Below are 22,477 nucleotides of genomic sequence, written 5' to 3' on the forward strand. Positions count from 1 at the left end.
GGTCACCAGCGCCCCGGCGGACGTCGTCGGGGCGTTCCCCCGATGAAGGAGTGCAGCGGATGCGCGTCCCCGTCCATCCTCGCCGCGAGGTCGAGGCGCTCACGCGCCACAGCACCCGGGCCACCCGAGCGACCGCTGCCGCCGGGCTCGCCGCCGTCCTCGCGGTCAGCCTCGTCCCCGCCGGTCTCCTCACGGCATCCCCGGCGACCGCCGCCGCACCCGCGTACTCGTGGGGCAACGTCGAGATCGTCGGCGGCGGCTTCGTCCCCGGCATCGTCTACAACCCGTCGGAGAAGGGTCTGGTGTACGCACGGACCGACATCGGCGGCGCCTATCGCCTGGACCAGTCGACGAAGCGCTGGGTGCCGCTGCTCGACGGTGTCGGGTGGGACGACTGGGGGCACAACGGCGTTCTCAGCCTCGCGACCGACCCGGTGAACCCGGACAACGTCTACGTCGCGGCCGGCATGTACACGAACAGCTGGGACCCGAACAACGGCGCCATCCTGCGGTCGTCGGACCGCGGCGCCACGTGGAAGAAGACCGCCCTGCCGTTCAAGGTGGGCGGTAACATGCCCGGCCGCGGGATGGGTGAGCGCCTCCAGGTCGACCCCAACGACAACCGGGTCCTATACCTCGGCACCGAGGGCGGCAACGGCCTGTGGCGGAGCACCGACTCGGGCGTCACGTGGGCCAAGGTCACCGCGTTCCCGAACGCCGGCAACTACGTGGCGGACCCGAACGACGCGAACGGCTACCTCACCGGCAACCAGGGCGTCGTCTGGGTCACGTTCGACCCGACGAGCGGCACCAAGGGGTCGCCCACCAAGACCATCTACGTCGGTGTCGCCGACAAGGAGAACAACGTCTACCGGTCCACCGACGCGGGCGTGACCTGGTCGCGTGTGGCCGGGCAGCCGACCGGGTTCCTCCCGCACAAGGGTGTCTTCGACGCCAAGGGGAAGCAGCTCTACGTCGCGACGAGCGACACCGGCGGCCCGTACGACGGCGGCCACGGAGACCTCTGGCGGCTCGACGCGGCCACCGGCGCGTGGACGAACATCTCGCCCCTGCCGTCGACCAGCAGCGACCAGTACTACGGCTACAGCGGCCTGACGATCGACCGTCAGCATCCCGACACGATCATGGCCGTCACGCAGATCTCCTGGTGGCCGGACATCATCGTCTACCGGTCCACCGACCGGGGCGCCACGTGGTCCCGCATCTGGGACTTCGCCGGCTACCCGAGCCGCACCGACCGGTACACCCAGGACATCTCCGGGGCGCCCTGGCTCGACTTCGGCAAGCAGGCCGTCGCCCCCGAGACGAGCCCGAAGCTCGGCTGGATGACGGAGTCCTTCGAGATCGACCCGTTCGACTCGAACAGCTTCATGTACGGCACCGGCGCCACGATCTACGGCGGGTCGAACCTGACGGCCTGGGACACCGGCGGCAAGGTGTCCATCGGCGTGAAGGCGCAGGGCCTCGAGGAGACGGCGGTGCTCGACCTCGCCGCTCCCCCGGGCTCGACCGAGCTGCTGTCGGCCCTGGGCGACATCGCCGGGTTCGTGCACACCGACATCACCAAGGTGCCCTCGAAGTCGATCGGCACCGCGCCCGTGCACTCCTCGGAGCTGGGCATCGACTTCGCCGAGAAGCAGCCGGCGACGATGGTGCGGGTGGGCAACGCCGACGCCGGCGTGTCCCGGATCGGCGTCTCCACCTCGGGCGGGAGCTCGTGGTGGGCAGGTCAGGAGCCGTCCGGCGTCACCGGCGCGGGCACGGTCGCGATGGCGGCCGACGGCAGCCGGATCGTGTGGAGCCCGGCGGGTGCCGGCGTGCACGTCTCGACGACGACCGGGTCGAGCTGGACCAGGTCGACCGGGGTCCCGATCGGGGCCCGCGTCGAGTCCGACCGCGTCAACCCGCTGAAGTTCTACGCGTGGTCGGGCGGCACGTTCTACGTCTCGACCGACGGCGGCGCCACGTTCTCGGCATCCTCGGCCGCAGGCCTGCCGACCACGGCGGCGCGGTTCGGCGCGGTGTTCGGTCGTGAGGGCGACATCTGGCTCGCGGGCGGCGAGACCGGCGCGACCTACGGGCTGTGGCACTCCACCGACAGCGGGGCGTCCTTCACGAAGCTGAGCAGCGTCGGCGAGGCCGACACGATCGGGTTCGGCAAGGCTGCACCCGGCACGTCCTACCCGGCGCTCTACAGCTCCGCGAAGATCGGCGGGGTCCGTGGCATCTTCCGGTCCATCGACGCGGGTGCGTCCTGGGTCCGCATCAACGACGACCAGCACCAGTGGGGCCGCACCAACGAGACCATCTCGGGTGACCCGGACGTGTACGGCCGCGTGTACGTGGGCACCAACGGTCGTGGCGTCGTCGTAGGGAACCTCACGGGGACGGACCCCACGACGACCCCGACGCCCACCGTCTCCCCGACGGTGACACCGACGGTCAGCCCGACACCGACGCCCACGGCGACACCGACCATCACGCCTACTCCGACTCCGACTCCCACCCCGACCGTCACCCCGACGGCGACCCCCACGCCGACGCCGACGGCCACGACCGTCCCGAGCGGCTGCAAGGTCAGCTACACCACCTCGGACTGGCCGACCGGTTTCACGGCCTCGGTGAAGGTCACCAACGCGGGCACGGCGGCGATCGCCGGCTGGAAGCTGACCTTCCAGCTCTCGGCGGGGCAGCAGGTCACCAGCGGCTGGTCGGGCACGTTCAGCCAGTCCGGTGCCGCTGTCACCGTGACGAACGCGCCCTGGAACGGCACGATCCCGGCCAAGGGAAGCGTCGAGCTCGGGTTCAACGGCTCCCACTCCGGCCAGAACCCGAAGCCGGCGAGCTTCACGCTCAACGGTCAGGTGTGTGGCTCGTGACCCGATGACCGGAGGGCTGCGGGGCGGGCACCGGAGCGGTGTCCCGCCCCGCAGTCATGGGACGTAATCAAGATCACAGCTCCCTCGCCGTGGAGATTCTCGACGTCAACATACGATCGAGATCGTGCCAGCACGCGAAGATCAGGTGGACGTCGTCCTCGTCGGCGGCGGGATCATGAGCGCCACGCTCGCCGCGCTCCTCACGACGCTTGAGCCCACCTGGACGGTGGAGATCCACGAGCGCCGCAGCGGCCCCGCGCAGGAGAGCTCGAACCCGTGGAACAACGCGGGCACCGGGCACGCCGCGCTCTGCGAGCTGAACTACACGCCCGAGCGCCCGGACGGCACCATCGACATCACGAAGGCCGTCACGATCAACGAGCAGTTCGAGCTCTCGCGCGAGCTCTGGCACCACCTCGCGACGCACGACCGGCTCCCCGGCGGCACGGACTTCCTCTCGACCACGCCGCACATGACGTTCGTGCGCGGCGAGTCGAACGTGGACTACCTGCGCCGCCGCTGGGAGACGCTGCGCCGGCACCCGCTCTTCTCCGACCTGGAGTTCAGCGACGACCCCGCGCAGATCGCGCAGTGGGCTCCCCTGCTCGTCGCGGACCGCGACCCGTCGGAGGCCGTCGCCGCGACGCGTGCCCCCTCCGGTACGGACGTCGACTTCGGCGCCCTGACGCGCTCGATGCTCGACGACGCGGTCTCCCGGGGCGCCCGTCTCGTCACCGAGAGCGAGGTCAGGCGGCTGCGGCGGCGAGCCCGACGGCTCCTGGCGCCTGACGGTCAAGGACCTGCGGTGGAACGGTGTCCGGCGCGCTCGGAAGGTGCGCGCCCGGTTCGTCTTCATCGGCGCGGGCGGCGGCGCCCTGCAGCTCCTGCAGCGGTCGGGCATCCCCGAGGCCAAGGGCTTCGGCGGGTTCCCCATCAGCGGGCAGTTCCTGCGGACCACCAACCCCGACATCGTCGCCCAGCACCAGGCCAAGGTGTACGGCAAGGCCGACATCGGCGCCCCGCCCATGTCCGTGCCCCACCTCGACACCCGCGTCGTCGACGGCGGCACCGCGCTCATGTTCGGCCCGTACGCCGGCTGGAGCATGAAGTTCCTCAAGCACGGCTCGTGGCTCGACCTGGCGCGCTCGATCCGGCCGGGGAACATCGTGCCGATGCTCGCGGTGGGCCTGAAGAACCTCGACCTCGTGAAGTACCTCGTCGGCGAGGTCACCGCCTCGGACACCGACCGGCTGCGCACGCTGCGCGCCTTCATGCCGACCGCTCACCCCCGCGACTGGGAGCTCATCACCGCCGGTCAGCGTGTCCAGGTCATCAAGAAGCACCCCACCAAGGGCGGCGTGCTGGAGTTCGGCACGGAGCTCGTCACGGCAGCCGACGGCTCGATCGCCGGGCTCCTCGGCGCGTCCCCGGGCGCCTCCACCGCCGTCGCGACGATGCTCGACCTCCTCGAGCGCTGCTTCCCCGAGCGCCAGGACGTATGGCGCGGCCAGCTGCACGCGATGATGCCGAGCCTCGGCGGCGAGTGGGACGATTCCTTCGACCAGCTGGTCGACCAGGCCGTGCACACCCGGATGCACACCGAGATGCACAGCGAGAGGTGACGATGACCCCGACGGACGAGGAGATCACGGCGTCCGTCCCGGTCAGCGCACCGATGCGTCACGCGAAGGTGCGTGCGGCCACCGAGCACACCACGGTCGGCCAGGTGACGACCACGCCCGACGGGCGGGTCACCATCACCTGCGCGTGCGGGATGACGCTCACCAACGGCCCGACCTGGTCGCTCGACGAGCACATCCGCCTGCACCGCGCGGAGGCCCGGTTCCTGGCGCTCGCCGCGGTGGCGCCCGACGGGATCCCCCGGCTCGTCGGCTGGCCGCTCGCGCAGGACGCGGGCGCCCCGGTCGCCTGACGAGGGGGTCGAGCACCGCTCGGCGCACGTCTCGGTGCCGCCCGGTGTGCTGCGCCGTCCGGCGTGAGGTCTCTGATGTCGTCTGCTCAGTGCACGGCAGCCGGGTGCAGGTCGTCGTCCTCCTCGTGCGTGTGCGGAAGGCCCAGATCGTGCGCCCGTTCATGCTCCTCGCGGGCCGCCACCCGGGCGGCGATGCGGGCCTGCACCTCGGGCCGGCGGAGCGGCGGCACCGTCGCCGGCGGCTGACGCCGCTCCGGGAGCTCGTCGAGGAGCCGGGCCGTGATGGCCGCGACCTCGGCGACGGCCGCCTCGAACGGGTCGCGGGTCGCGTCGCTCAGCTGCTGCACCCCCGTCACCTTGCGGACGTACTGCCGCGCAGCGGCCTCGATCTCCTCGGACGTCGCGGGCGGCTCGAGCCCGCGCAGCGTCGTGATGTTCCGGCACATACGGCCGACGCTACGCCGCCGCCCTGGGCCCCGTCTCCAGCGCCAGCAGCGTCCGCTTGGCGTCGTCGCCGCCCGCGTACCGGCCAGGGCTGCCGTCCGAGCGCACCACCCGGTGGCACGGGAGCACGAGGGGCAGGGGGTTGAGCGCGCACGCCGTGCCGACGGCGCGGACGGCCCGAGGGCTCCCGGCGGCGGCGGCGACGGCCGCGTAGGTCGCGGTCCTCCCGTACGCGATGCCCGGCAGGTGCTCGACGACCGACCGGCGGAAGCCGCGCAGGAGCCGCAGGTCGAGCGGCACGTCGAACGTGCGCCGGCGGCCGGCGAAGTACTCGTCGAGCTCACGGACCACGTCGTCGAGCGGGGCCGCGGCACGCAGCACGCGGGGACTGATGGTGTCGGCGAGCGACTGCAGCACCACGTCGTGGTCCTGCACGGCGAAGGCGACCCGGACGATACCCACAGGCGTGCGGGCGAGCAGCAGCGGGCCGACCGGGCTGTCGACCGTGCGGTACGCGACGTCGAGGGTGCCGTCGGCGAGTGCCGCCGTCGCGAGCCGGGTGCCGAGGCGCTCGAGGTCCGTCATGTCGTCGGTGGTGGTCACCGGGTGGCTCCTTCCGGTGCCGGGGGGTGCCCGTGGTGGGGTCGGGTCGTCGGGAGGGTGCCGGCATACGTGCGGCGGAGGGTGGCGACGCCGTCGGCGGCGGCGCGTCGGGCGGCCGCGGCGGTGCCGCCGAGCACCGCCGCGACGTCGTCGTAGGGCAGACCCGCCAGGTGGTGGTACGCCACGGCGTGGCGCTGCTTGGTCGGCAGGGCGGCGAGCGCGGCCCACAGGTCGAGGTCCCTGGCGAGGACCGGAGCAGCGGTGTCCGGGAGCTCGGCGACGGGCACAGCCTGGCGGGAGGCGCGGCGGATCACGTCGACGGCCTTGCGGTGGGCGATGGTGACGAGCCACGCCTGGACGTTCGCGTCGTCGGGCAGGTCGGGATAGGCGCGCAGGGCCGAGAGGAAGGTCTCCGACCAGGCGTCGTCGGCGTCGACCGGGCCGACGACGGCGCGGCAGACGCGGAGCACGGTGGCGCCGTGGGTCTGCACCACACGGTCGAACGGTTCCTTCACGGTCACAGTGTGCAGACGTGCGGGCGGCCGCGTTCGTGAGGTTCGTGGGCAGGATCTGCCGCGCTCGTGCACCGGGGAGGCAGAGTGAGGGCATGACCAACCTCGACACCCGTCCCGACGAGGAGCTGTGCGGGGCCGTCGAGCCGCGCGGCCCCGTGGTGGAGCGGTACGACGCGCGTGAGGTGCCGCTCGGGGGGATCCGCGGGATGCAGGTGCGCCGGACGCTGCCGCAGCGCGGGCTGGCACTGGTCGGGGCGTGGTGCTTCCTCGACGAGTTCGGTCCGCAGCACGTCGACATGCGGGTGCTGCCTCACCCGCACGTCGGGCTGCAGACGGTCACCTGGCCGGTCGCGGGTGAGATCCGGCACCGTGACAGCGTGGGGTCGGACGTGGTGGTGCGGCCGGGACAGCTGAATGTCATGACGGCCGGGCGGGGGGTGGCGCACTCCGAGGTCTCGGTGGGTGCCGGGCCGTTGCTCCACGCGGTGCAGCTGTGGGTGGCGTTGCCGGACGGGCCGGCGGGCGGGCCGGCGGAGTTCCAGCAGGTGGAGGAGCTGCCGGTGTGGGAGGCGCCGCGTGTGCGGGCGACCGTGATGGTGGGCGACGTGGGCGGTGTGGTGTCTGCTGCGCGGGTGCACTCGCCGCTGGTGGGCGCCGACGTGGCCGTCGAGGTGGGTGGCCCCGTGGATCTGCCGGTGCGGCCGGGGTTCGAGCACGCGGTGCTGGTGCTGGCCGGGGCCGTCGACGTGGCGGGCACCACGCACGGACCGGGCGGGTTGCTGTACCTGGGCGACGGGCGTGACCACGTGTCGCTGCGAGCGGCGCCCGGCTCGGGGGCGGGCGCCCGGCTGCTGCTCCTGGGCGGTGCGCCGTTCGGCCACGACGTGGTGATGTGGTGGAACTTCGTCAGGCGGACGCACGCCGAGGTGGCCGAGGCCCGGACGGCGTGGGAATCGCCTGACCGCGCTGACCGTTTCGGAGAGGTGGCCGGCCACGACGGCGCGCGGATCCCCGCCCCCGAGCTGCCGAACATCCAGCTCCGGCCGCGTCGGCGCAGGCCCGGATGAGGAGCGCGCGCCGGCCCGCCGGCCGACGCTCCAGGACCGACGAGAGGTGTCCATGCTGACGAGCGGCTCCCCCACCCTGCGCCCGGCGATCCTCACCGTCGACGACGACCCCGCCGTCTCGCGCTCGGTGGCGCGGGACCTGCGGCGCCGCTACGGGGACGAGTACCGGGTGGTCCGCGCGGAGTCGGGTGAAGCCGGCATGGACGTGCTCCGGGAGCTGAAGCTGCGCGGGGAGCAGGCGGCGGTGCTGGTGGCCGACCACCGGATGCCGGGGATGAGCGGCATCGAGTTCCTCGAGCACGCCATGGACCTGTACCCGCAGGCCAGGAGGGTGCTGCTCACCGCCTACGCGGACACGGACGTGGCGATCGATGCGGTCAACGTGGTGGACCTCGACCACTACCTGCTCAAGCCGTGGGACCCGCCCGAGGAGAAGCTGTACCCCGTGCTGGACGCCCAGCTGGAGGCGTGGTCGGCGTCGGCCCCCCGTCCGGTGGCCGAGGCGAAGGTGGTGGGGCACCGGTGGTCGGCGCGGTCGTCGGCGTTGCGGGAGTTCCTGGCCCGCAACCAGGTGCCCTACCGGTGGTTCTCGTCGGAGACCCCGGAGGGACGGCGGCTGCTGGAGGCGGCGGGGGTGGACGAGCACGCGGTGCCGGTCGTCGTAACGACGGACGGCGAGGTCCTGGTGGCGCCGACCGACGCGGAGGTGGCGGCACGCGTCGGGCTGAGCGTGGACCCCGCGGCCGAGTTCTACGACCTCGTGGTGGTCGGGGGTGGGCCGGCCGGCCTGAGCGCGGCGCTGTACGGGGCGTCGGAGGGCCTGCGGACCGCGCTGGTCGAGCGGACCGCCACGGGCGGTCAGGCCGGCCAGAGCTCACGGATCGAGAACTACCTGGGCTTCCCGGACGGCGTGTCGGGGGCGCAGCTGACGGAGCGGGCCCGCCGTCAGGCGCTGAAGTTCGGCGCCGAGATCGTGATGACGCGCGACGCCGTCGGGCTGGAGGTCGCCGGGTCGGCCCGGGCCGTGCGGTTCGCGGACGGGACCAGCGTGGGCGCGCACACGGTGATCCTCGCGTCGGGTGTCGCGTACCGGGAGCTCGACGGGCCGGGCTTCAGGGCCCTGACCGGCAGCGGCGTGTACTACGGCTCCGCCCTGACCGAGGCACCCGCGTGCCGGGACCACCACGTGTACGTGGTGGGCGGGGCGAACTCGGCGGGGCAGGCCGCGATGTTCCTGTCCCGGACGGCGAGGTCGGTGACGCTGGTGGTCCGGGGAGCGTCGCTGGACGCCTCGATGTCGCACTACCTGGTCGAGCAGATCACCGACAACGACCGGGTCGACGTGCTGGCGCGCACCGAGGTCGTCGAGGCCGTCGGCGACGGCCACCTGGAACGGCTCGTGCTCCGGGACTGCGACACCGGCGCCGAGCAGACCGTGGACACCGGGTGGTTGTTCGTGTTCATCGGCGCCGCACCGCACACCGGGTGGCTGGACGGGACGCTCGCCCGCGACGAGCACGGGTTCGTCCGGGCCGGACCCGACCTCCTGGTGGACGGGCGCGTGCCCGCGTCCTGGCCGCTCGACCGGCCGCCGTACCACCTGGAGACCAGCGTCCCGGGCGTCTTCGCGGCGGGCGACGTGCGCGCCGAGTCCGCCAAGCGCGTCGCGTCCGCGGTCGGCGAGGGCGCGATGGCCGTCATGCTCGTGCACCGCTACCTGGAGCAGCTATGACCACCTTCCTGCCGTGCGACATCGACGAGCTGCGCAGCCTGTTCCTGTTCGAGAAGCTGACCGACGAGCAGCTGACCTGGCTCTGCACCCACGGTCACGTCGAGCTCGTGCCGCCCGGGATGCTGTACCGCGAGGGGGAGGACGCCACCTCGTTCTACGTGCTTCAGGACGGTGGCGTGGCGCTGTACCGACGGGTCGGTGATGACGACGTCGAGGTCAGCCGCAGCACCCAGCGTGGCGTGTACGCGGGCGCCTGGGCCGCGTACCTCGGCGACCGGGCGCAGACCTACGTCCAGTCGCTGCGCGTCCTGCAGCCGTCGCGGTTCTACGTGCTGGCCGCCGCGGACTTCGCGACGCTCATGAACGAGTGGTTCCCGATGGCGGTCCACCTGCTCGAGGGCCTGTTCTTCGGCCAGAGCAAGGCGCAGCAGGCGATCGGCCAGCGTGAGCGGCTGCTCGCCCTGGGGTCGCTCTCCGCCGGCCTGACCCACGAGCTGAACAACCCGGCGGCGGCCGCGAGCCGGGCGACGGCCACGTTGCGTCAGCGGGTCGCCGGGATGCGCCACAAGCTCGCGCTGGTCGCGGCCGGCCCGTACGACCGGGAGACGCTCGCGACGCTCGTCGCGCTGCAGGAGAAGGCGGTCGACGCGCTCGCCGCCGGGCGCGGGGACGCGGCGCTCACGCCGCTGGAGGTCTCCGACCGCGAGGACGAGCTCGCCGACTGGATGGACGGGCACGGCCTCACCGCCGGCTGGGAGATCGCTCCCGTGCTCGTCGCGGCCGGGCTCGGTACCGAGTGGCTCGAGCACGTCGCGCAGCTCGTCGGCCCGGAGGTCCTCGAGGGTGCGGTCCGGTGGCTCGCGTACACCCTGGAGACCGAGCAGCTCATGAACGAGGTCGAGGACGCCACGGGCCGGATCTCCGCGCTCGTCGGGGCCGCCAAGCAGTACTCCCAGATCGGGCGAGCGCCCGACCAGGTCGCCGACCTGCACGAGCTGCTCGACTCGAGCCTCACGATGCTCGAGCAGCGGACGGGTCCCGGGATCGCGGTGGTCCGGCACTACGACCCGGCGCTGCCGAGGATCCCCGTGTACGCCGCCGAGCTCAACCAGGTCTGGACGAACCTGATCGACAACGCCGTCCAGGCGATGGACGGGCACGGCACCCTGACCCTGACCACCCGCACGGTCGACGACTGGGTGGAGGTCGAGGTCGCCGACACCGGTGCCGGCATCCCGCCGGAGGTCCTGGGGCGGATCTTCGAGCCGTTCTTCACCACCAAGCCGGTCGGCTCCGGGACCGGGCTTGGCCTGGACATCTCCTGGCGCATCGTCGTCGGCAAGCACCACGGGGACCTGTCGGTCACGTCGGTGCCGGGCGACACCCGCTTCCGCGTCCGCCTCCCCCGCTCCCTCACGCAAGGACCCACCGCATGACCGCGACGATCGATCCCACCGTCCCGCCCAGCGGCACCCCGGCTGCGTCGAGTGCGAAGCCGACGGAGGCTGGTGGGTCCATCTGCGACGGTGCGCCGCCTGCGGGCACGTGGGGTGCTGCGACACGTCGCCCGCCCGGCACGCGACCGCGCACTGGCGCGAGACCGGCCATCCCCTGATGCGGACGTTCGAGCCGGGCGAGGACTGGTGGTGGGACTACGCCGCCGACGCGTACGGCGCCGGCCCGGACCTCGCCGAACCGCAGCACCGGCCCGTCGACCAGGGGTCTCCGGCGCCTCGTGACCGCGTCCCGGACGACTGGCGGTCCCGGATCCACCGGTGACCCCGCCGGGCACCGTCTCGCCCGGTGCGGGTCAGGTCTGCGCGCTGGCCACCGGCGCCTGGGCACCGCGGATCCGGATCTGTACCTCCGCGATGTCGGCCATGGTGATGCTCGACGACGCGCCCAGCCCTCGGGCCCGGGTGCTGTGCGCGACCCACGTGGCGACCACCGTGCTCGTGCCGTCGTCGTCGACCACGACGAGCTCGTAGACCGGACCGTTCGCGGCGTCGCCGTCACCGTAGCCCCGGCCGGTGGCACCGGAGGGGTACGTGCAGGACCAGTCGATCCGCGTGCCCCACCCCTTGGCCTGGAGCGTGAGGTCGGCGCTCACGTCGAGCGTGCCCACCGGCTCGAGGTCGAGGCGGGTCACGGCGCTCACGGGCGGGGCGGCCGGCGAGGCCGCCCGGTCGAGGAGCACACCGGCGCTGCCGCCCGCGACGACGAGCGCCGCGGCCGCGCCGACGAGCAGCACGCGCCGCCGACGCCGCTGCCCGCGCACCGCGTGGGCGACCGCGTGCAGGTCCACCACCGAGGCGTCGGCGGACCCCACCTCGTCCCGCACCTCGTCGGCGGGGACGGTGCGCAGCAGTGCCGGCATCCCGGCCAGGTCGCCGACACCCGCCCGGCAGGAGTCGCAGGCACGCAGATGCTGCTCGTAGGCGCGCCGGTCGGACGCGCTCAGGGCGCCCAGGACGTAGGCGGCGTCCCACTCACGGAAGACGTCGTCGCTGCGTCCGTCCGGCGTCGGCTCGCGGCCGCTCATGACGTCACTCCCCTTTCCTGCAGCGCGAGCCGCATGGCTCGCAACGCGTAGTGCAGCCGTGACTTGACCGTGCCCTCCGGGATGCCGTGCTCGTGGGCCAGCTCAGCCACCGACCGTCCCCGGTAGTACGCACCGACCACGACGCCCCGGTGCTCGGCCGACAGCTGCTCCAACGCGTCTGCCACCAGCCACGAGTCGAGCACCGCCTGCGTCCTGTCGGGCTCGGCGACCTCGGGCGCGAGATCGGTGCTGCGCTCGCGCACGTGCCGGGCGCTCCGGCGGTCGTCGACGACGAGGTTGCGGGCCACCGTGAACAGCCACGCACGGGTGGCACCCTGCTCACGCTCCAGCACCTCGGGGTGCTTCCAGGCCCGCACCATCGCCTCCTGGACCACGTCCTCGGCAAGCGCGTGGTCGCCCGTCAGGCGCATGACGTAGTGGTGGAGCGGCCGGGCGTAGGCGTCGTGGAGCGCACGCATGAGCGCGTCGGGTCCGTCGCCCACCTCGCCGCCTCCTTCGTCCTCCACCACCTTCCTCAACGGTGCCGGCTCCCGTTCGGTTCAATCCCGGCAGAACGTGAACCTCCGGCCCTCGCCACCCGTGGTCCTCGTGACCGCACACCGCAGGGGCAGGCCCGGACGGCGCCTCCCCGGCACCCATTGGAGGAGCTCTCATGCGACGCACACGCACCGTCTTCGTCGGCCTCGTCGTCTCGGCGCTCGGCGCCCTGGCACTCGCCGGCTGCTCGTCCGGCTCGGGTTCGGAGGACGACGCCGTCAGCTCGAGCCCGACGACCGCGGAGTCCGCGCCCCCGTCGGGGACAGCCATGACCGCGGACCTGTCCACCGCCGACTCCTCGCTCGGCACGATCGTCGTCGACGGCAAGGGCATGACCGCCTACTACTTCCTCAAGGACGTCAAGGACTCCGGCACGAGCGCGTGCGTCGACCAGTGCGCCGCCGCCTGGCCGGCGATCGTCAGCGAGTCGGACACCCCCAGCGTCGACGGCGTGACGGCCGAGGTCGGGACGATCCCGACGGCCGACGGGCGCAAGCAGATCACGGTCGACGGCCGGCCCGTCTACACCTACGCCCAGGACATGGCTCCCGGCGACGTGCTGGGCCAGGGCGTCAACGACGTCTGGTACGTCCTTGCCCCTGACGGCTCCGAGGTCGACGACGACTGACCGCCGAGCCGCGGCGGCCGGCCACAGGTTCACCCGCTCGGCCACCTGTACGGGGACTATTCTGGACAACTCCGACATCCGGCCCGAGGAGCGACCTACTCGAGGTGCGTGATGAGGCGTTCGACATCGATCTGGTCCGTGGTCCTCATGGGACTCGCTCTGCTGCTCGTCCCGGCGTCGCCTGTCGCGGCGGCCCCCTACTGCGGGATCGTCTGGGGCTCCCTGGAGAAGTCGTCCCCGGGGCTGTCCGTCGCACCGGTGACCTCCGTGCGGACCGGCCGGCACACCTGCTACGACCGGCTCGTGCTCGACCTGGCGGGACCCGCCGGCGGCTACACGGTGCGGTACGTCGCTGCGGTCACGCAGGACGCCTCAGGTGCGGTGGTGCCGACGCGTGGCGGCGCCGCGATCGAGGTCACCGTCAACGACCCCGCGTACGACGAGTCCGGGAGCCCGACGTACGCCCCGGCGGACCTGAACGAGCTGACCGACGTGGCCGGGTACCGCACCTTCCGCCAGGTCGTGTGGGCCGGGTCGTTCGAGGGGTACACCTCGGTCGGCCTGGGCGTGCGCGCACGGTTGCCGTTCCGCGTGCTCGTCCTGGCCGGGCCAGGGTCGGGCTCACGTCTCGTCGTCGACGTCGCCCATCGGTGGTGAGGACGCCGGGCCGTCCTGCAGCGCGGCGGCTGCTGCCGTGCCACGAGCCGGAGCGGGCCGGGGTACCGGCCCGCTCCGCCTCGTGTCCCGACGCCGACCGCCTCGAATCGGCGTCGCATCCGGCTCGAATGTGGACGCTGCCGACCGATGGGCAGGACGCGGGACAGCCGCACCGCCCGACCCTGCAGAGGCCACCGATGACGAGCATCTCGATGAAGTCCGAGCTCCAGTCCCGCCGGGACACGTTCTGGATGCGGGGCTACTTCGCCTTCGCGATCGCAGTCGTACCCCTGATGTGCACGTTCGTCGTCCACGACCTGGTCGCGAAGAGCGTCTCGCTCTGCCTCGCGATGGTCGTGGCGCTGCTGGGCTACGTGTTCGTCCAGTGCGCCCGGCAGCTCGACCGGGTGCTCGCGCCGGAGCCGCCCGTGCGAGGTGCCGTCGGGGGCGACGAGGACCGGGACGAGCGCTCCTACCGCTGAGCGCGGCCGCAGCGGAAGCGGTCGGCCTCCCACCTCACCTTCGCTCGACGTCCTGCGCGTCGCCCGGACCACGTCCTCGCGCGTGCGGGCGGGCCACGGCGCACGATGGACGGACACCGACCGTCGAGGAGGACCTGTCGTGGCGTACCGCATCGGCTACTTCGTCGGGAGCCTGTCCGCCGGCTCCATCAACCGGCGCCTCGCGCGGGCGCTCGTCGCACTGGCGCCGCCCGAGCTCGAGTTCGTCGAGATCCCGATCCGGGACCTGCCGCTGTACAGCCCGGACTTCGACGACGACTTCCCGCCCGCGGCGCGTGCGCTCAAGGAGGCCGTCGGGGCGTCGGACGGCATCCTGTTCGTGTCCCCGGAGTACAACCGGTCCATTCCCGGGGCCCTGAAGAACGCGATCGACTGGGGCTCCCGCCCATGGGGTTCCAACTCGTTCGCCCGCAAGCCCACCGGGATCGTCGGGGCGTCGGTCGGGCCGATCGGGACCGCCGTCATGCAGTCCTCGATGCGCAGCGTCCTCAGCTTCCTGAACGCTCCGCAGCTCAACTCGCCGGAGGTGTACCTCGCGTTCCGGCCCGAGCACTACGCGGACGACGGGTCGGTGACCGACGAGAGGACGGCGGCATTCCTGCGGCACTACATCGAGGAGTACGCGGCGTTCGTGGAGCGGGTGCTGTCGGTCACCGCGCCCGGCCACATCGGCGACGAAGGCTGACGCGGCCCGTCGTCGTCGTTCCTCCTCGATGCTCACCGGCCATCGCGGGACAGGAGCCGGATCCCCCCGCGGTCGGCCACGACCCGTCCGTCGTCGGCCACAGCGACCACGGCGGCCGCGCCGTGCCCGCGGGCCCAACCCACGCCGTCGAGGCCGAGGGCCAGCACGGAGGTGGCCAGGACGTCCGCCGTCACCAGGTCGCCCGCGAGGACCGTCGCCGACCGCAGACCGGTCGCCGCCTCCCCCGTCCGGCCGTCCCACACGTGGGCGCCCCGTTCGTACGTCCCCGACGTGGCGACCGCGCCGTCGTGCTGCTCCACCACCGCGAGGAACCGGAGCGGGTCCGCCGGGTCGCGTACCCCGACGCGCCAGCCCCGGCCCCGGGCCGGACCGCCGCGCGTGACCACGTCACCGCCCGCGTTGAGGCAGAACGCGGCGACGCCTGCGCCGACCAGCACGTCCGCGGCGCGCTGCGCCGCCCATCCCTTGACCACGCCGTCGGTGTCCAGGGTCCCGTCCGCGCGACGGACCGTGAACGCGCCACCCGAGGCGCGCCGGGCGTGTTCGGCGACGGCCAGCACCTCCACGAGGTCCGCACTCATGCCCCGTGGCGACACCTCACCCCGGGCGAGCCTGCTCACCTCGCTGTCCGCACGGAACCGGCTGAACCGGCGGTCGGCCTGGTGGAGGCGCCCGAACGCCGCAAGGACCGCGCGCTCCGCCCCCCGGGGGTCCGCCGGCATCGGCACATGGACCGACATGGGGACGCCCATCACGACCTCGACGTGGCGCACCGGTCAGCCCCGCTGGTCGATCGCGGACTGCACCGACGCGAGGTATCCCTCCGACGTGTACGTGGCGCCGGACACGGTGTCCACGCGTGCGGTCTGCGCGTCGAGCACCTCCTGCGCGAGGACCGGGACGGCCATGGACGAGATCTGCTGGTCCCTGCGGTCACGGTCGGGCGCCTGCAGCGTCTGGACGTCCGTGATGCGGTCGCCCTGGAACGTCACGGCGACCTGCACGTCCCCGTACCGGGTCTGCTCGACCGCTCCGACGATCGTCACGGTGTCGGCGGAGCTACTGCCCGACCCGCCGGTGCCCGACCCGCCGCTGTCCGGCGCGGCGCCGTTCGGCGCGGCGCTGTCCGACCCGGCGCTGTCCGGCGCGACCGAACCGGAGGACGGCGTCCCGGGAGACGCCGTCGCCCCGCCGGAGGTGCCGGCCGAGCCGTCGGGCACACCGGGCGCCACCTCGGACCCGAGGCTGGACGCCGGAGGGTCGTCCGGAGCCAGGACGAACCGCGCGAACCCTGCGGCCCCGATGGCCGCGAGGGCCCCGGTGTAGACCATCGTCCCTCGCCACCGGGTCGTCGACATCAGGTCAGCTCCTCTCGATGGATCGAATCGCGGGGGACGCCCAGCTCGCGTGCCGCAGCGACGACCGCCGCCACCATGCCGTCGGGGCCGCAGACGAACACGTCCCGATCCGCCACGTCCGGGACGAGCAGGCGGAGCGACGACGGGTGCAGCGGGTCGTACCCGAGCTCGGCGCGGCGACCTGGGAGCGGCACGTACCGCAGCGCGGCGGACGGGGTGAACTCGGCGGCCAGGCCGAGCGACTCGATGGCGTGAGCCCGGTGGAGGACGACGAGGTCGTGCCCGTCACGCAGCAGGTCCTCCGCAAGAGCGCGCACCGGCCCGACGCCGGCACCGCCCGCGACGAGGAGCACCTTGGGTGCGGTCGCCCGCTGGGCGGTGAAGCGCCCGAACGGTCCCTCGACGAGCACGGGCGTGCCCGGCCGGAGACGCCCCACCGCGGCAGAGTGGTCGCCCAGCGCGCCGACCGTGAAGCGGAGGTGGTCGGAGGTCGGCACCATCGACAGGGAGTACGGGTGTGCGGTTCCCCAGTGGCCCCTGGTGAGGAAGCGCACGAGGAAGAACTGGCCACCACGGGCGGCCAGCCCCGCCACGTCGCGGCCCGTGAGCCACACGCTCGTGAGCCCCTGAGCCTCGGGCACGACGGCCGCGACCCGCAGCCGGTGGCGCCGGTGGACGACCAGCGGCAGCACGACGCGCCACGTCAGGATCGCGGCCGCGGTCGCTGCGTAGAGCAGCACCCAGGCCGACCGTGCCAGGGGCGAGCTGACGAAGTGGGGGCCGCCCGTGACCTGGTGCGCGAACGCGAGATAGATGCCCACATAGGTGGTCAGGTGCAGCGCGAACCACGCCTCGTACGAGAGCCTGCTGCGGGCAGCCCGGGCGCTGGAGACACCGGCCACGACGAAGAGGGCCGTCCCGGCGGCCGCGGACCAGAGGTAGGGCTGCCGGGCGAGCGCGCTGGGCACCTCCGCCCAGGCCGTGAGCGTGTCGAGCAGGGCGCCGCCGATCACCATCAGCACCACGTGGGTGACGACGAGGAGCACGACGGTCGTGCCGAGCGAGCGGTGCCAGGACACGAGCCGGTCGAGGCCGACGGAGCGCTCGAACCACGGCACCCGCGCCACCAGGAGGAGCTGCACGCACACGAGGAACGACGCCAGCAGGCCGGCGAGCTCCCCGAGGCCGGTCAGGGCGCCGCCCGGCGTGTCACCGGTAGTGGCCGGCGTCCCGAGCCACCACAGGACGATGACCGCGAGGCAGCCGGCCGCGACGACGCACCGCGCAGCCGGGAACGGCCGGCGCGGGACCGGCCGCGCGGCGACGGCGGCTCGGAGGCCCGCGTCCTGCGTCGTCGTGCTCATGGCCACCAGCGTGCGGACCGTACCTGGACGCGGCCTGGGAGGCCGCCATGGTGTCCCTGTCAGCCGTCGCCGCGAGGCAACCGGTCGCCGCCTGGGCGGCTGAGCTGCGCGGCGAGCCGGAGCGGGCTCGTCGTGGGCCGGTCGCAGACGAACCCCCGGCACACGTAGGCGGCGGGTGCGCCGTCGACGAGGGGGCGGTCGCGGAGCAGCGGGGGCCGGTGGCCGGCACCGCCGGGTTCGCCCCGCGCCACGACGAGACCGGGTGCGGCGGACCGCAGGGCGACGCCGTGCAGGGCGTCGGTGCGCTGGTCGTGGTCCGGCCCGACGACCGCGACCTCCCGGGGCCCGTCGACCAGGGCCTCGACCACGGCGAGCGCTGCACCGGCGGCCCGGGGGTACCGCGCCGCGATGGCCAGCGGCCCGCGCAGGGCACCCTCGGCCGCCTCGCGGTGGCGAGCAGACCCCGTGAGCGCGGAGTACGTGAGGAGCGCGCCGCCGGCGGCCGCCTGCCCGGACGGCGTGGGGCCGTCCGCGGCGTCGCGGGGACGGCCGACCCGGGCGACCACGGCGTCGGTCTCGTCGTCGGCGGTGTCCTCGAGCCCGCCGTCGTCCGCGGCGAAGTGCGTGAGGACGGTGTCCAGGAGGTCGCCGGCCACGGTGGACCAGCGGTGGTCGCCCGTCACGGCGGCCAGGGCCAGGAGGCCTTCGGCGACGTTCCCGTAGTCCTCGAGGACGCCCGGTGCCGGTCCGGCGACCCCGTCGCGCGAGGCGCGCACGAGCCGTGTCGAGCCGTCGTCCGCCTTCCAGGTGTGGGTGTCCACGAGCAGGCGCGCGACCTCGACGGCGGCGTCCAGCAGGTCCGGCCGGTCCAGCAGCGCGCCCGCCTCGGCGAGGGCGGCGACCGCGAGACCGTTCCACCCGGAGACCACCTTGTCGTCGCGGGCCGGCCGGGTGCGTCGCTCGCGGGCCGCGGCGAGCCGGACGAGGACGTCGTCAAGACGTCCGGGGTCGTCGGCCCCGGCGTCCCGGCGCAGCACCGAGGAGCCGTGCTCGAACGTCCCCTCCCTCGTCACCCCGAGAAGGGGCGCGGCCCACGCGGCGTCGTCCTCACCGAGAGCGTCGCGCAGCTGCACCGGCGTCCACACGTAGTACGTGCCCTCGTGCCCCTCGGAGTCGGCGTCGAGGGAGGACGCCAGCCCGCCCTGCGGGGTGCGGAGGTCGGCCAGGAGCCAGTCGGCGGTGCCGGTCGCGGCCCGCGCAGCGAGGTCGGAGCCGGTGATCCTCCACGCGTGCACGAGCACCCGCAGGAGGAGGGCGTTGTCGTAGAGCATCTTCTCGAAGTGCGGCACGGTCCAGGTCGCGTCGACGGCGTACCGCGCGAAGCCGCCGCCCACCTGGTCGTAGATCCCGCCGCGGACCATCGCCTCGATCGTCCCCCCGGCCATGGCGAGCGCCTGTGGGTCACCGGTGCGCCCGTGGTGCCGCAGCAGCCACTCGAGCACCGTGGACGGCGGGAACTTGGGCGCGCCCCCGAACCCTCCGTGCTCGTCGTCGAACGTCGCCGCCAGCGTGGCGAGCGCGTCCGTGACCACGTCCTCGTACCGCGCGGTCAGGGTCGTGTCCCCGGTCGTCCGCGCCGAGAGGGCCTCCGTGACCGCCTGCGCGCTCTCGGTGACGTCGTCACGCCGGGACCGCCACGCCGCGGCCATGCCGGCGAGGACCTCGGAGAACGAGGGGACCTGCGCGAGCCTGCGGGGCGGGAAGTACGTGCCGCAGAAGAACGGCTCGCCTGCGGGGGTCGTGAACACCGTCATCGGCCAGCCGCCCGACCCGGTCGTCGCCTGGGTGGCCGCCATGTACACGGCGTCGACGTCGGGCCGCTCCTCACGGTCGACCTTCACGCACACGAAGTGCTCGTTCATGAACGCGGCGACCACCGGGTCCTCGAAGGACTCGTGGGCCATCACGTGGCACCAGTGGCAAGCCGAGTACCCGACCGAGACCAGCACCGGGACGTCGCGCCGGGCAGCCTCCTCGAACGCCTCGCTCCCCCACTCGAGCCAGTCGACGGGGTTGTCGGCGTGCTGCTGGAGGTAGGGGCTCGTGGCGGAGGCGAGTCGGTTGGGCACGTCAGCCAGGGTCGGCCACATTGCCGTTCCCGGCGACCGCGGCGAGTCCGGTCCACCGTGGTATCGACGGTGGAGCCGCTGCCGGTGTCCGATTCCACGCCTGGTCCCGTGGACCCGGGTGCAGCCGGGTCCACGGGACGTCGCATCAGTGGCAGTACAGCCGCTGCAGGTGGCCCGTCGTGTCGAGGTACCGACGCGTGATCCAGCTCAGGTTCACGGCGTAGGCGCACGCCGGGTCGGCAGACACGTCGATCGCGAGCCCTCCGGTACCTGAGCCGTTGTGCGGACCGGACGCTCCGCCGCGGAAGGAGTACACCCCGGTCGAGAAGGCGCCCGCGGGGGTCTGGGGCGGCGAGTGCACGGTTCCGCCGTTGTTGTTGATCGTGACCGTGAAGCTGCGCAGGTGCGGGTGGTCGACCGTGTGCAGGAGGTGGATCGAGGTCGCACCCGACAGCGGGTTACAGCCGTTGAGCCGCAGCTCCTCGAGGTCCAGCGCGGACACGACGGGCGAGTTGTCGAAGACGATCGACTCCAGCTGGTCGATGTACAGCGGAATGTCGGTGACCGCGTCGCGCACCTCGAACTGCACGCGGTACCGGCGCACCGGCTCCTGCTGGTTCGTGGGGAGCGACTCACCGGCCTGCGCGATCGGCAGGCCGCCCGGCTTCTTCAGCGGGTGCACCGCGGTGACCGCCACGGTGTTGAGTGCCAGGAGGTCGAACGTCCGCAGGAAGTTGGAGCCGCTCACGTTCACCACGGCGGTCGACCCGGGCGGGTTGAACATCGGCACGGTCACCGCTTTGCCGTCGACCCGCACGAAGCCGTCCGCGTCGACGTCACCCGAGGTCACGACGACGGGAGCCGACTGCGAGGCGCCGTTGCCGTCCGGGTAGAACACGTACCCGACCAACGTGCCGGCGACCGCCGCGGTGACGGGCGTGAGGGTGGCCGGCGCGACGGTCGGCGGGCTGGCGGGGTCCTCGGTGCCGCCCGTCCACGTGTACTCGCCGACCAGGAACCGGTACTTCAGCGGGTGCCCCGTGGCGAGCGACGTGAGCGGGCAGTTGCCGCGCAGCGTCACGGTGCCACCGAACACGTAGGCGCCGCCGGCTGGGTCCGCGTACCCGAGCGAGTCGAACGTCGAGCCGGGCAGGCCGTTGCCCGGGTGGATGTCGAAGACCTCCACCTGCTGCCAGTGCGGGTCGTTCTCCGGACCGCCCACCACCTTGTCGGTGCACAGGTCGAGGCAGAAGCAGTGCCCGACGTTCTGGCGGCCCTTGGCCCGACCGTCGGCCTGGGTCTCGGTGATGATCGGCTGACCGCCGAGCTCCACGGTCACGTACACGTCCGGTCCCTCGGTCAGCTCGACGTTGACGTAGGGCGAGAACGGCGTCTTGCGGAAGCTCGACGCGAGGTAGGTCAGCACGTAGTGGCCGGAGCCGTCGGTCGTCGCGCTGCCGAGCGGGTCGTCCTGGAGCCAGTCGGCGTCGAACGCCGTGACCACGGCGCCGGGGATCGGCGTCCTGTCGTCGCACGTCGTCACGTGACCGCTGATCGTCCAGATCCCGAGGAGCCCCAGGATGTGGCACCAGTACCGCTGTGGCAGGGCGTACTCCCACGCCGCGAGGAAGCCCTTCCCGGTCTGCTTCCACCGAGGCTGCAGGGTCGTGATCGCGAACTGCCGCGGCTCGGCGTCGGGGTCGCGCTTCGGCCGCGGCGGCGTCGCGCAGTAGAGGTCGAGGTCGAGGGCCGTGCCGTCGTACGTCCGGTCGTCGATGCGCAGCACGTACCTCCCCGCGGCGTCGACGACGGCGACGGCGAGCGGCGCGTCGGGGCGCTCACCGTCGACGACCTCGTGGAAGGTCTCCTTGTCGGGCGCCACCGCTCGTTCGGTGCTCCGGTCCCCGGTGGAGCGGTACGCGCGCAGCTCCAGCCCGGCGAGCGGCTCCTTGTCGTCCCGGCACAACGTGCCCCACAGCGCACCGCGGATCTCGTAGGCCATCGTCCCCACCCCCTGCTCACGCGGGCACGTCGGTGTGCTCGCCTGGGCCTGAGGAGCGTCCCGCGCAGACGGAGATACGGCGGTGTGCTCGCACGTGGCCCAGGGACGCTCCCCGGTGAGGCCCGTCGCTCGTAGGCTGGTGGCCATGACAGGTCGCGGGCTCGGGCTGCTCAGTCTCCGGATGGATGCGCTGTACTGCGCGGTGCTCGGTGCCGTGCTCGTCGTCGCCGCACGGTCCGTCGCGCCGGTCGTGTCGTTACCCGCACCGGTTGTCGGGGCCGTCGGCGGGGCCGTCGTGATCTGGGGTGCCGCGGTGGCGTGGATGGCGGCCTCGGTGTCGTTGCGGGCCGCGCTGCGGGTCGTGACGGTCGCGAACCTCGTCGCCGCGGCGGGGATCACGGCGTTCTCGATCACCGCGGCAGGGGTTCTCGTCCTCCTCTCCGTCCTCGCGATCGCCCTGGACGTCGCGGCGTTCGGGGCCAGCCAGGCGCTCGCGCTGAACCGGCTCGGTACCGACGCCGCCGGCTGACCCCGCCGGCTGACCCCCGCCGGCGGACCTTGGGGCACTCCTGACGGGGACGGTCGCTGCGTCGCTGTCCGACGCGTCTTGACACTGTCCGAGCGACCTAACACAATTCAGACGAATCGCCCGTGAGAGCGCTCCCAGATCGGACTGCCCCGCGCTCGACCGGCCCCACCACGACATGTGCAGCCACGCGCAGGTGAGAACGCAGCTGAGAACGCACCACCCGAAGGAGTGTCTTCGGCCCGGGCCGCGAAGCCCTCTCCCGTCGTCCGTCCGACAGGCGCCTGCCCGT

At 73.2% G+C, this 22,477-nt stretch carries 20 protein-coding genes and 2 pseudogenes; 12 read left to right on the forward strand and 10 right to left on the reverse strand.

From position 1 onward, the window contains the following. The first annotated feature begins 59 nt into the window (after positions 1-59). The 3 genes and pseudogenes from ACVW07_RS01565 (at position 60) to ACVW07_RS01575 (ending at position 4,833) form a co-directional block, all read left to right on the forward strand. Positions 60-2,900 carry a cellulose binding domain-containing protein gene (locus ACVW07_RS01565; RefSeq protein WP_456817541.1) on the forward strand — a complete coding sequence of 947 codons (2,841 nt, stop codon included), beginning with the start codon at positions 60-62 and terminating at the stop codon, positions 2,898-2,900. Positions 2,901-3,075: 175 nt separating this feature from the next. Continuing rightward, positions 3,076-4,522, forward strand: a pseudogene (gene mqo, locus ACVW07_RS01570) (malate dehydrogenase (quinone)). 2 nt (positions 4,523-4,524) lie between these two features. Further along, positions 4,525-4,833, forward strand: coding sequence for a hypothetical protein (locus tag ACVW07_RS01575; protein ID WP_456817542.1), 309 nt, complete (start codon positions 4,525-4,527; stop codon positions 4,831-4,833). Between the two features lie 86 nt (positions 4,834-4,919). On the opposite strand, the gene ACVW07_RS01580 is transcribed toward ACVW07_RS01575, so the two are convergent. Genes ACVW07_RS01580 through ACVW07_RS01590 form a run of 3 tightly spaced genes read right to left on the reverse strand, consistent with a single transcriptional unit; the run spans position 4,920 to position 6,395 of the window. Continuing rightward, on the reverse strand, positions 4,920-5,279 hold the full coding sequence (locus ACVW07_RS01580) for a DUF2277 domain-containing protein (protein ID WP_456817543.1): 360 nt from the start codon (positions 5,277-5,279) through the stop codon (positions 4,920-4,922). Between the two features lie 10 nt (positions 5,280-5,289). Next, complete coding sequence (locus ACVW07_RS01585) at positions 5,290-5,862, reverse strand: methylated-DNA--[protein]-cysteine S-methyltransferase (RefSeq protein ID WP_456821007.1); 573 nt, start codon at positions 5,860-5,862, stop codon at positions 5,290-5,292. Between the two features lie 14 nt (positions 5,863-5,876). Continuing rightward, entirely contained in the window at positions 5,877-6,395 is a 519-nt protein-coding gene (locus ACVW07_RS01590; RefSeq protein ID WP_456817544.1) for an RNA polymerase sigma factor, read from the reverse strand. 92 nt (positions 6,396-6,487) lie between these two features. Here ACVW07_RS01590 and ACVW07_RS01595 point away from each other — a divergent pair, with 92 nt between their 5' ends. The 4 genes and pseudogenes from ACVW07_RS01595 to ACVW07_RS01610 all read left to right on the forward strand — a co-directional run bounded on the left by ACVW07_RS01595 (position 6,488) and on the right by ACVW07_RS01610 (position 10,973). Beyond that, complete coding sequence (locus tag ACVW07_RS01595) at positions 6,488-7,462, forward strand: pirin family protein (RefSeq protein WP_456817545.1); 975 nt, start codon at positions 6,488-6,490, stop codon at positions 7,460-7,462. 52 nt (positions 7,463-7,514) lie between these two features. Then, complete coding sequence (locus tag ACVW07_RS01600) at positions 7,515-9,194, forward strand: FAD-dependent oxidoreductase (RefSeq protein ID WP_456817546.1); 1,680 nt, start codon at positions 7,515-7,517, stop codon at positions 9,192-9,194. Then, positions 9,191-10,630 (forward strand): ATP-binding protein, encoded by a 1,440-nt coding sequence (locus ACVW07_RS01605; RefSeq protein WP_456817547.1) that lies wholly within the window; start codon positions 9,191-9,193, stop codon positions 10,628-10,630. Before ACVW07_RS01600 ends, ACVW07_RS01605 begins: the two co-directional genes overlap by 4 nt. Beyond that, positions 10,627-10,973 (forward strand): annotated as a pseudogene (locus ACVW07_RS01610) (UBP-type zinc finger domain-containing protein). Before ACVW07_RS01605 ends, ACVW07_RS01610 begins: the two are co-directional and overlap by 4 nt. A gap of 31 nt (positions 10,974-11,004) precedes the next feature. Here ACVW07_RS01610 and ACVW07_RS01615 read toward each other — a convergent pair. Then, on the reverse strand, positions 11,005-11,736 hold the full coding sequence (locus ACVW07_RS01615) for an anti-sigma factor family protein (protein WP_456817548.1): 732 nt from the start codon (positions 11,734-11,736) through the stop codon (positions 11,005-11,007). Then, positions 11,733-12,215: a sigma-70 family RNA polymerase sigma factor gene (locus ACVW07_RS01620; protein ID WP_456821008.1), complete on the reverse strand. Its 483-nt coding sequence runs from the start codon at positions 12,213-12,215 to the stop codon at positions 11,733-11,735. Before ACVW07_RS01620 ends, ACVW07_RS01615 begins: the two co-directional genes overlap by 4 nt. A 194-nt stretch (positions 12,216-12,409) precedes the next feature. Here ACVW07_RS01620 and ACVW07_RS01625 point away from each other — a divergent pair, with 194 nt between their 5' ends. The 4 genes from ACVW07_RS01625 (at position 12,410) to ACVW07_RS01640 (ending at position 14,785) form a co-directional block, all read left to right on the forward strand. Further along, positions 12,410-12,922, forward strand: coding sequence for a COG4315 family predicted lipoprotein (locus tag ACVW07_RS01625; protein WP_456817549.1), 513 nt, complete (start codon positions 12,410-12,412; stop codon positions 12,920-12,922). A 111-nt stretch (positions 12,923-13,033) separates the two neighbouring features. Further along, positions 13,034-13,579 carry an AMIN-like domain-containing (lipo)protein gene (locus ACVW07_RS01630; protein WP_456817550.1) on the forward strand — a complete coding sequence of 182 codons (546 nt, stop codon included), beginning with the start codon at positions 13,034-13,036 and terminating at the stop codon, positions 13,577-13,579. Between the two features lie 197 nt (positions 13,580-13,776). Continuing rightward, a complete protein-coding gene (locus tag ACVW07_RS01635; protein ID WP_456817551.1) occupies positions 13,777-14,061 on the forward strand; it encodes a hypothetical protein in 285 nt (94 codons plus the stop codon). Between the two features lie 139 nt (positions 14,062-14,200). Then, the gene (locus tag ACVW07_RS01640; protein WP_456817552.1) at positions 14,201-14,785 is read left to right on the forward strand and encodes an NADPH-dependent FMN reductase; all 585 of its coding nucleotides are present in this window, start codon (positions 14,201-14,203) and stop codon (positions 14,783-14,785) included. 32 nt (positions 14,786-14,817) lie between these two features. Here the strand turns inward: ACVW07_RS01640 and ACVW07_RS01645 are convergent, their stop codons facing one another. The 5 genes from ACVW07_RS01645 to ACVW07_RS01665 form a co-directional block, all read right to left on the reverse strand. Then, the gene (locus ACVW07_RS01645; RefSeq protein ID WP_456817553.1) at positions 14,818-15,579 is read right to left on the reverse strand and encodes an FAD:protein FMN transferase; all 762 of its coding nucleotides are present in this window, start codon (positions 15,577-15,579) and stop codon (positions 14,818-14,820) included. 3 nt (positions 15,580-15,582) lie between these two features. Next, positions 15,583-16,164: an FMN-binding protein gene (locus ACVW07_RS01650; RefSeq protein ID WP_456817554.1), complete on the reverse strand. Its 582-nt coding sequence runs from the start codon at positions 16,162-16,164 to the stop codon at positions 15,583-15,585. Next, the gene (locus ACVW07_RS01655; RefSeq protein WP_456817555.1) at positions 16,164-17,528 is read right to left on the reverse strand and encodes a ferredoxin reductase family protein; all 1,365 of its coding nucleotides are present in this window, start codon (positions 17,526-17,528) and stop codon (positions 16,164-16,166) included. The genes ACVW07_RS01650 and ACVW07_RS01655 overlap by 1 nt, the downstream gene beginning before the upstream one ends. Positions 17,529-17,587: 59 nt before the next feature. Further along, positions 17,588-19,657 (reverse strand): thioredoxin domain-containing protein, encoded by a 2,070-nt coding sequence (locus ACVW07_RS01660; protein ID WP_456817556.1) that lies wholly within the window; start codon positions 19,655-19,657, stop codon positions 17,588-17,590. A gap of 145 nt (positions 19,658-19,802) precedes the next feature. Then, complete coding sequence (locus tag ACVW07_RS01665) at positions 19,803-21,659, reverse strand: carboxypeptidase-like regulatory domain-containing protein (protein WP_456817557.1); 1,857 nt, start codon at positions 21,657-21,659, stop codon at positions 19,803-19,805. Positions 21,660-21,804: 145 nt separating this feature from the next. On the opposite strand from ACVW07_RS01665, the gene ACVW07_RS01670 reads away from it, so the two are divergent. Next, on the forward strand, positions 21,805-22,188 hold the full coding sequence (locus ACVW07_RS01670; protein ID WP_456817558.1) for a hypothetical protein: 384 nt from the start codon (positions 21,805-21,807) through the stop codon (positions 22,186-22,188). Positions 22,189-22,477 lie beyond the last annotated feature (289 nt).

Source organism: Cellulomonas sp. URHB0016, from assembly GCF_054057935.1.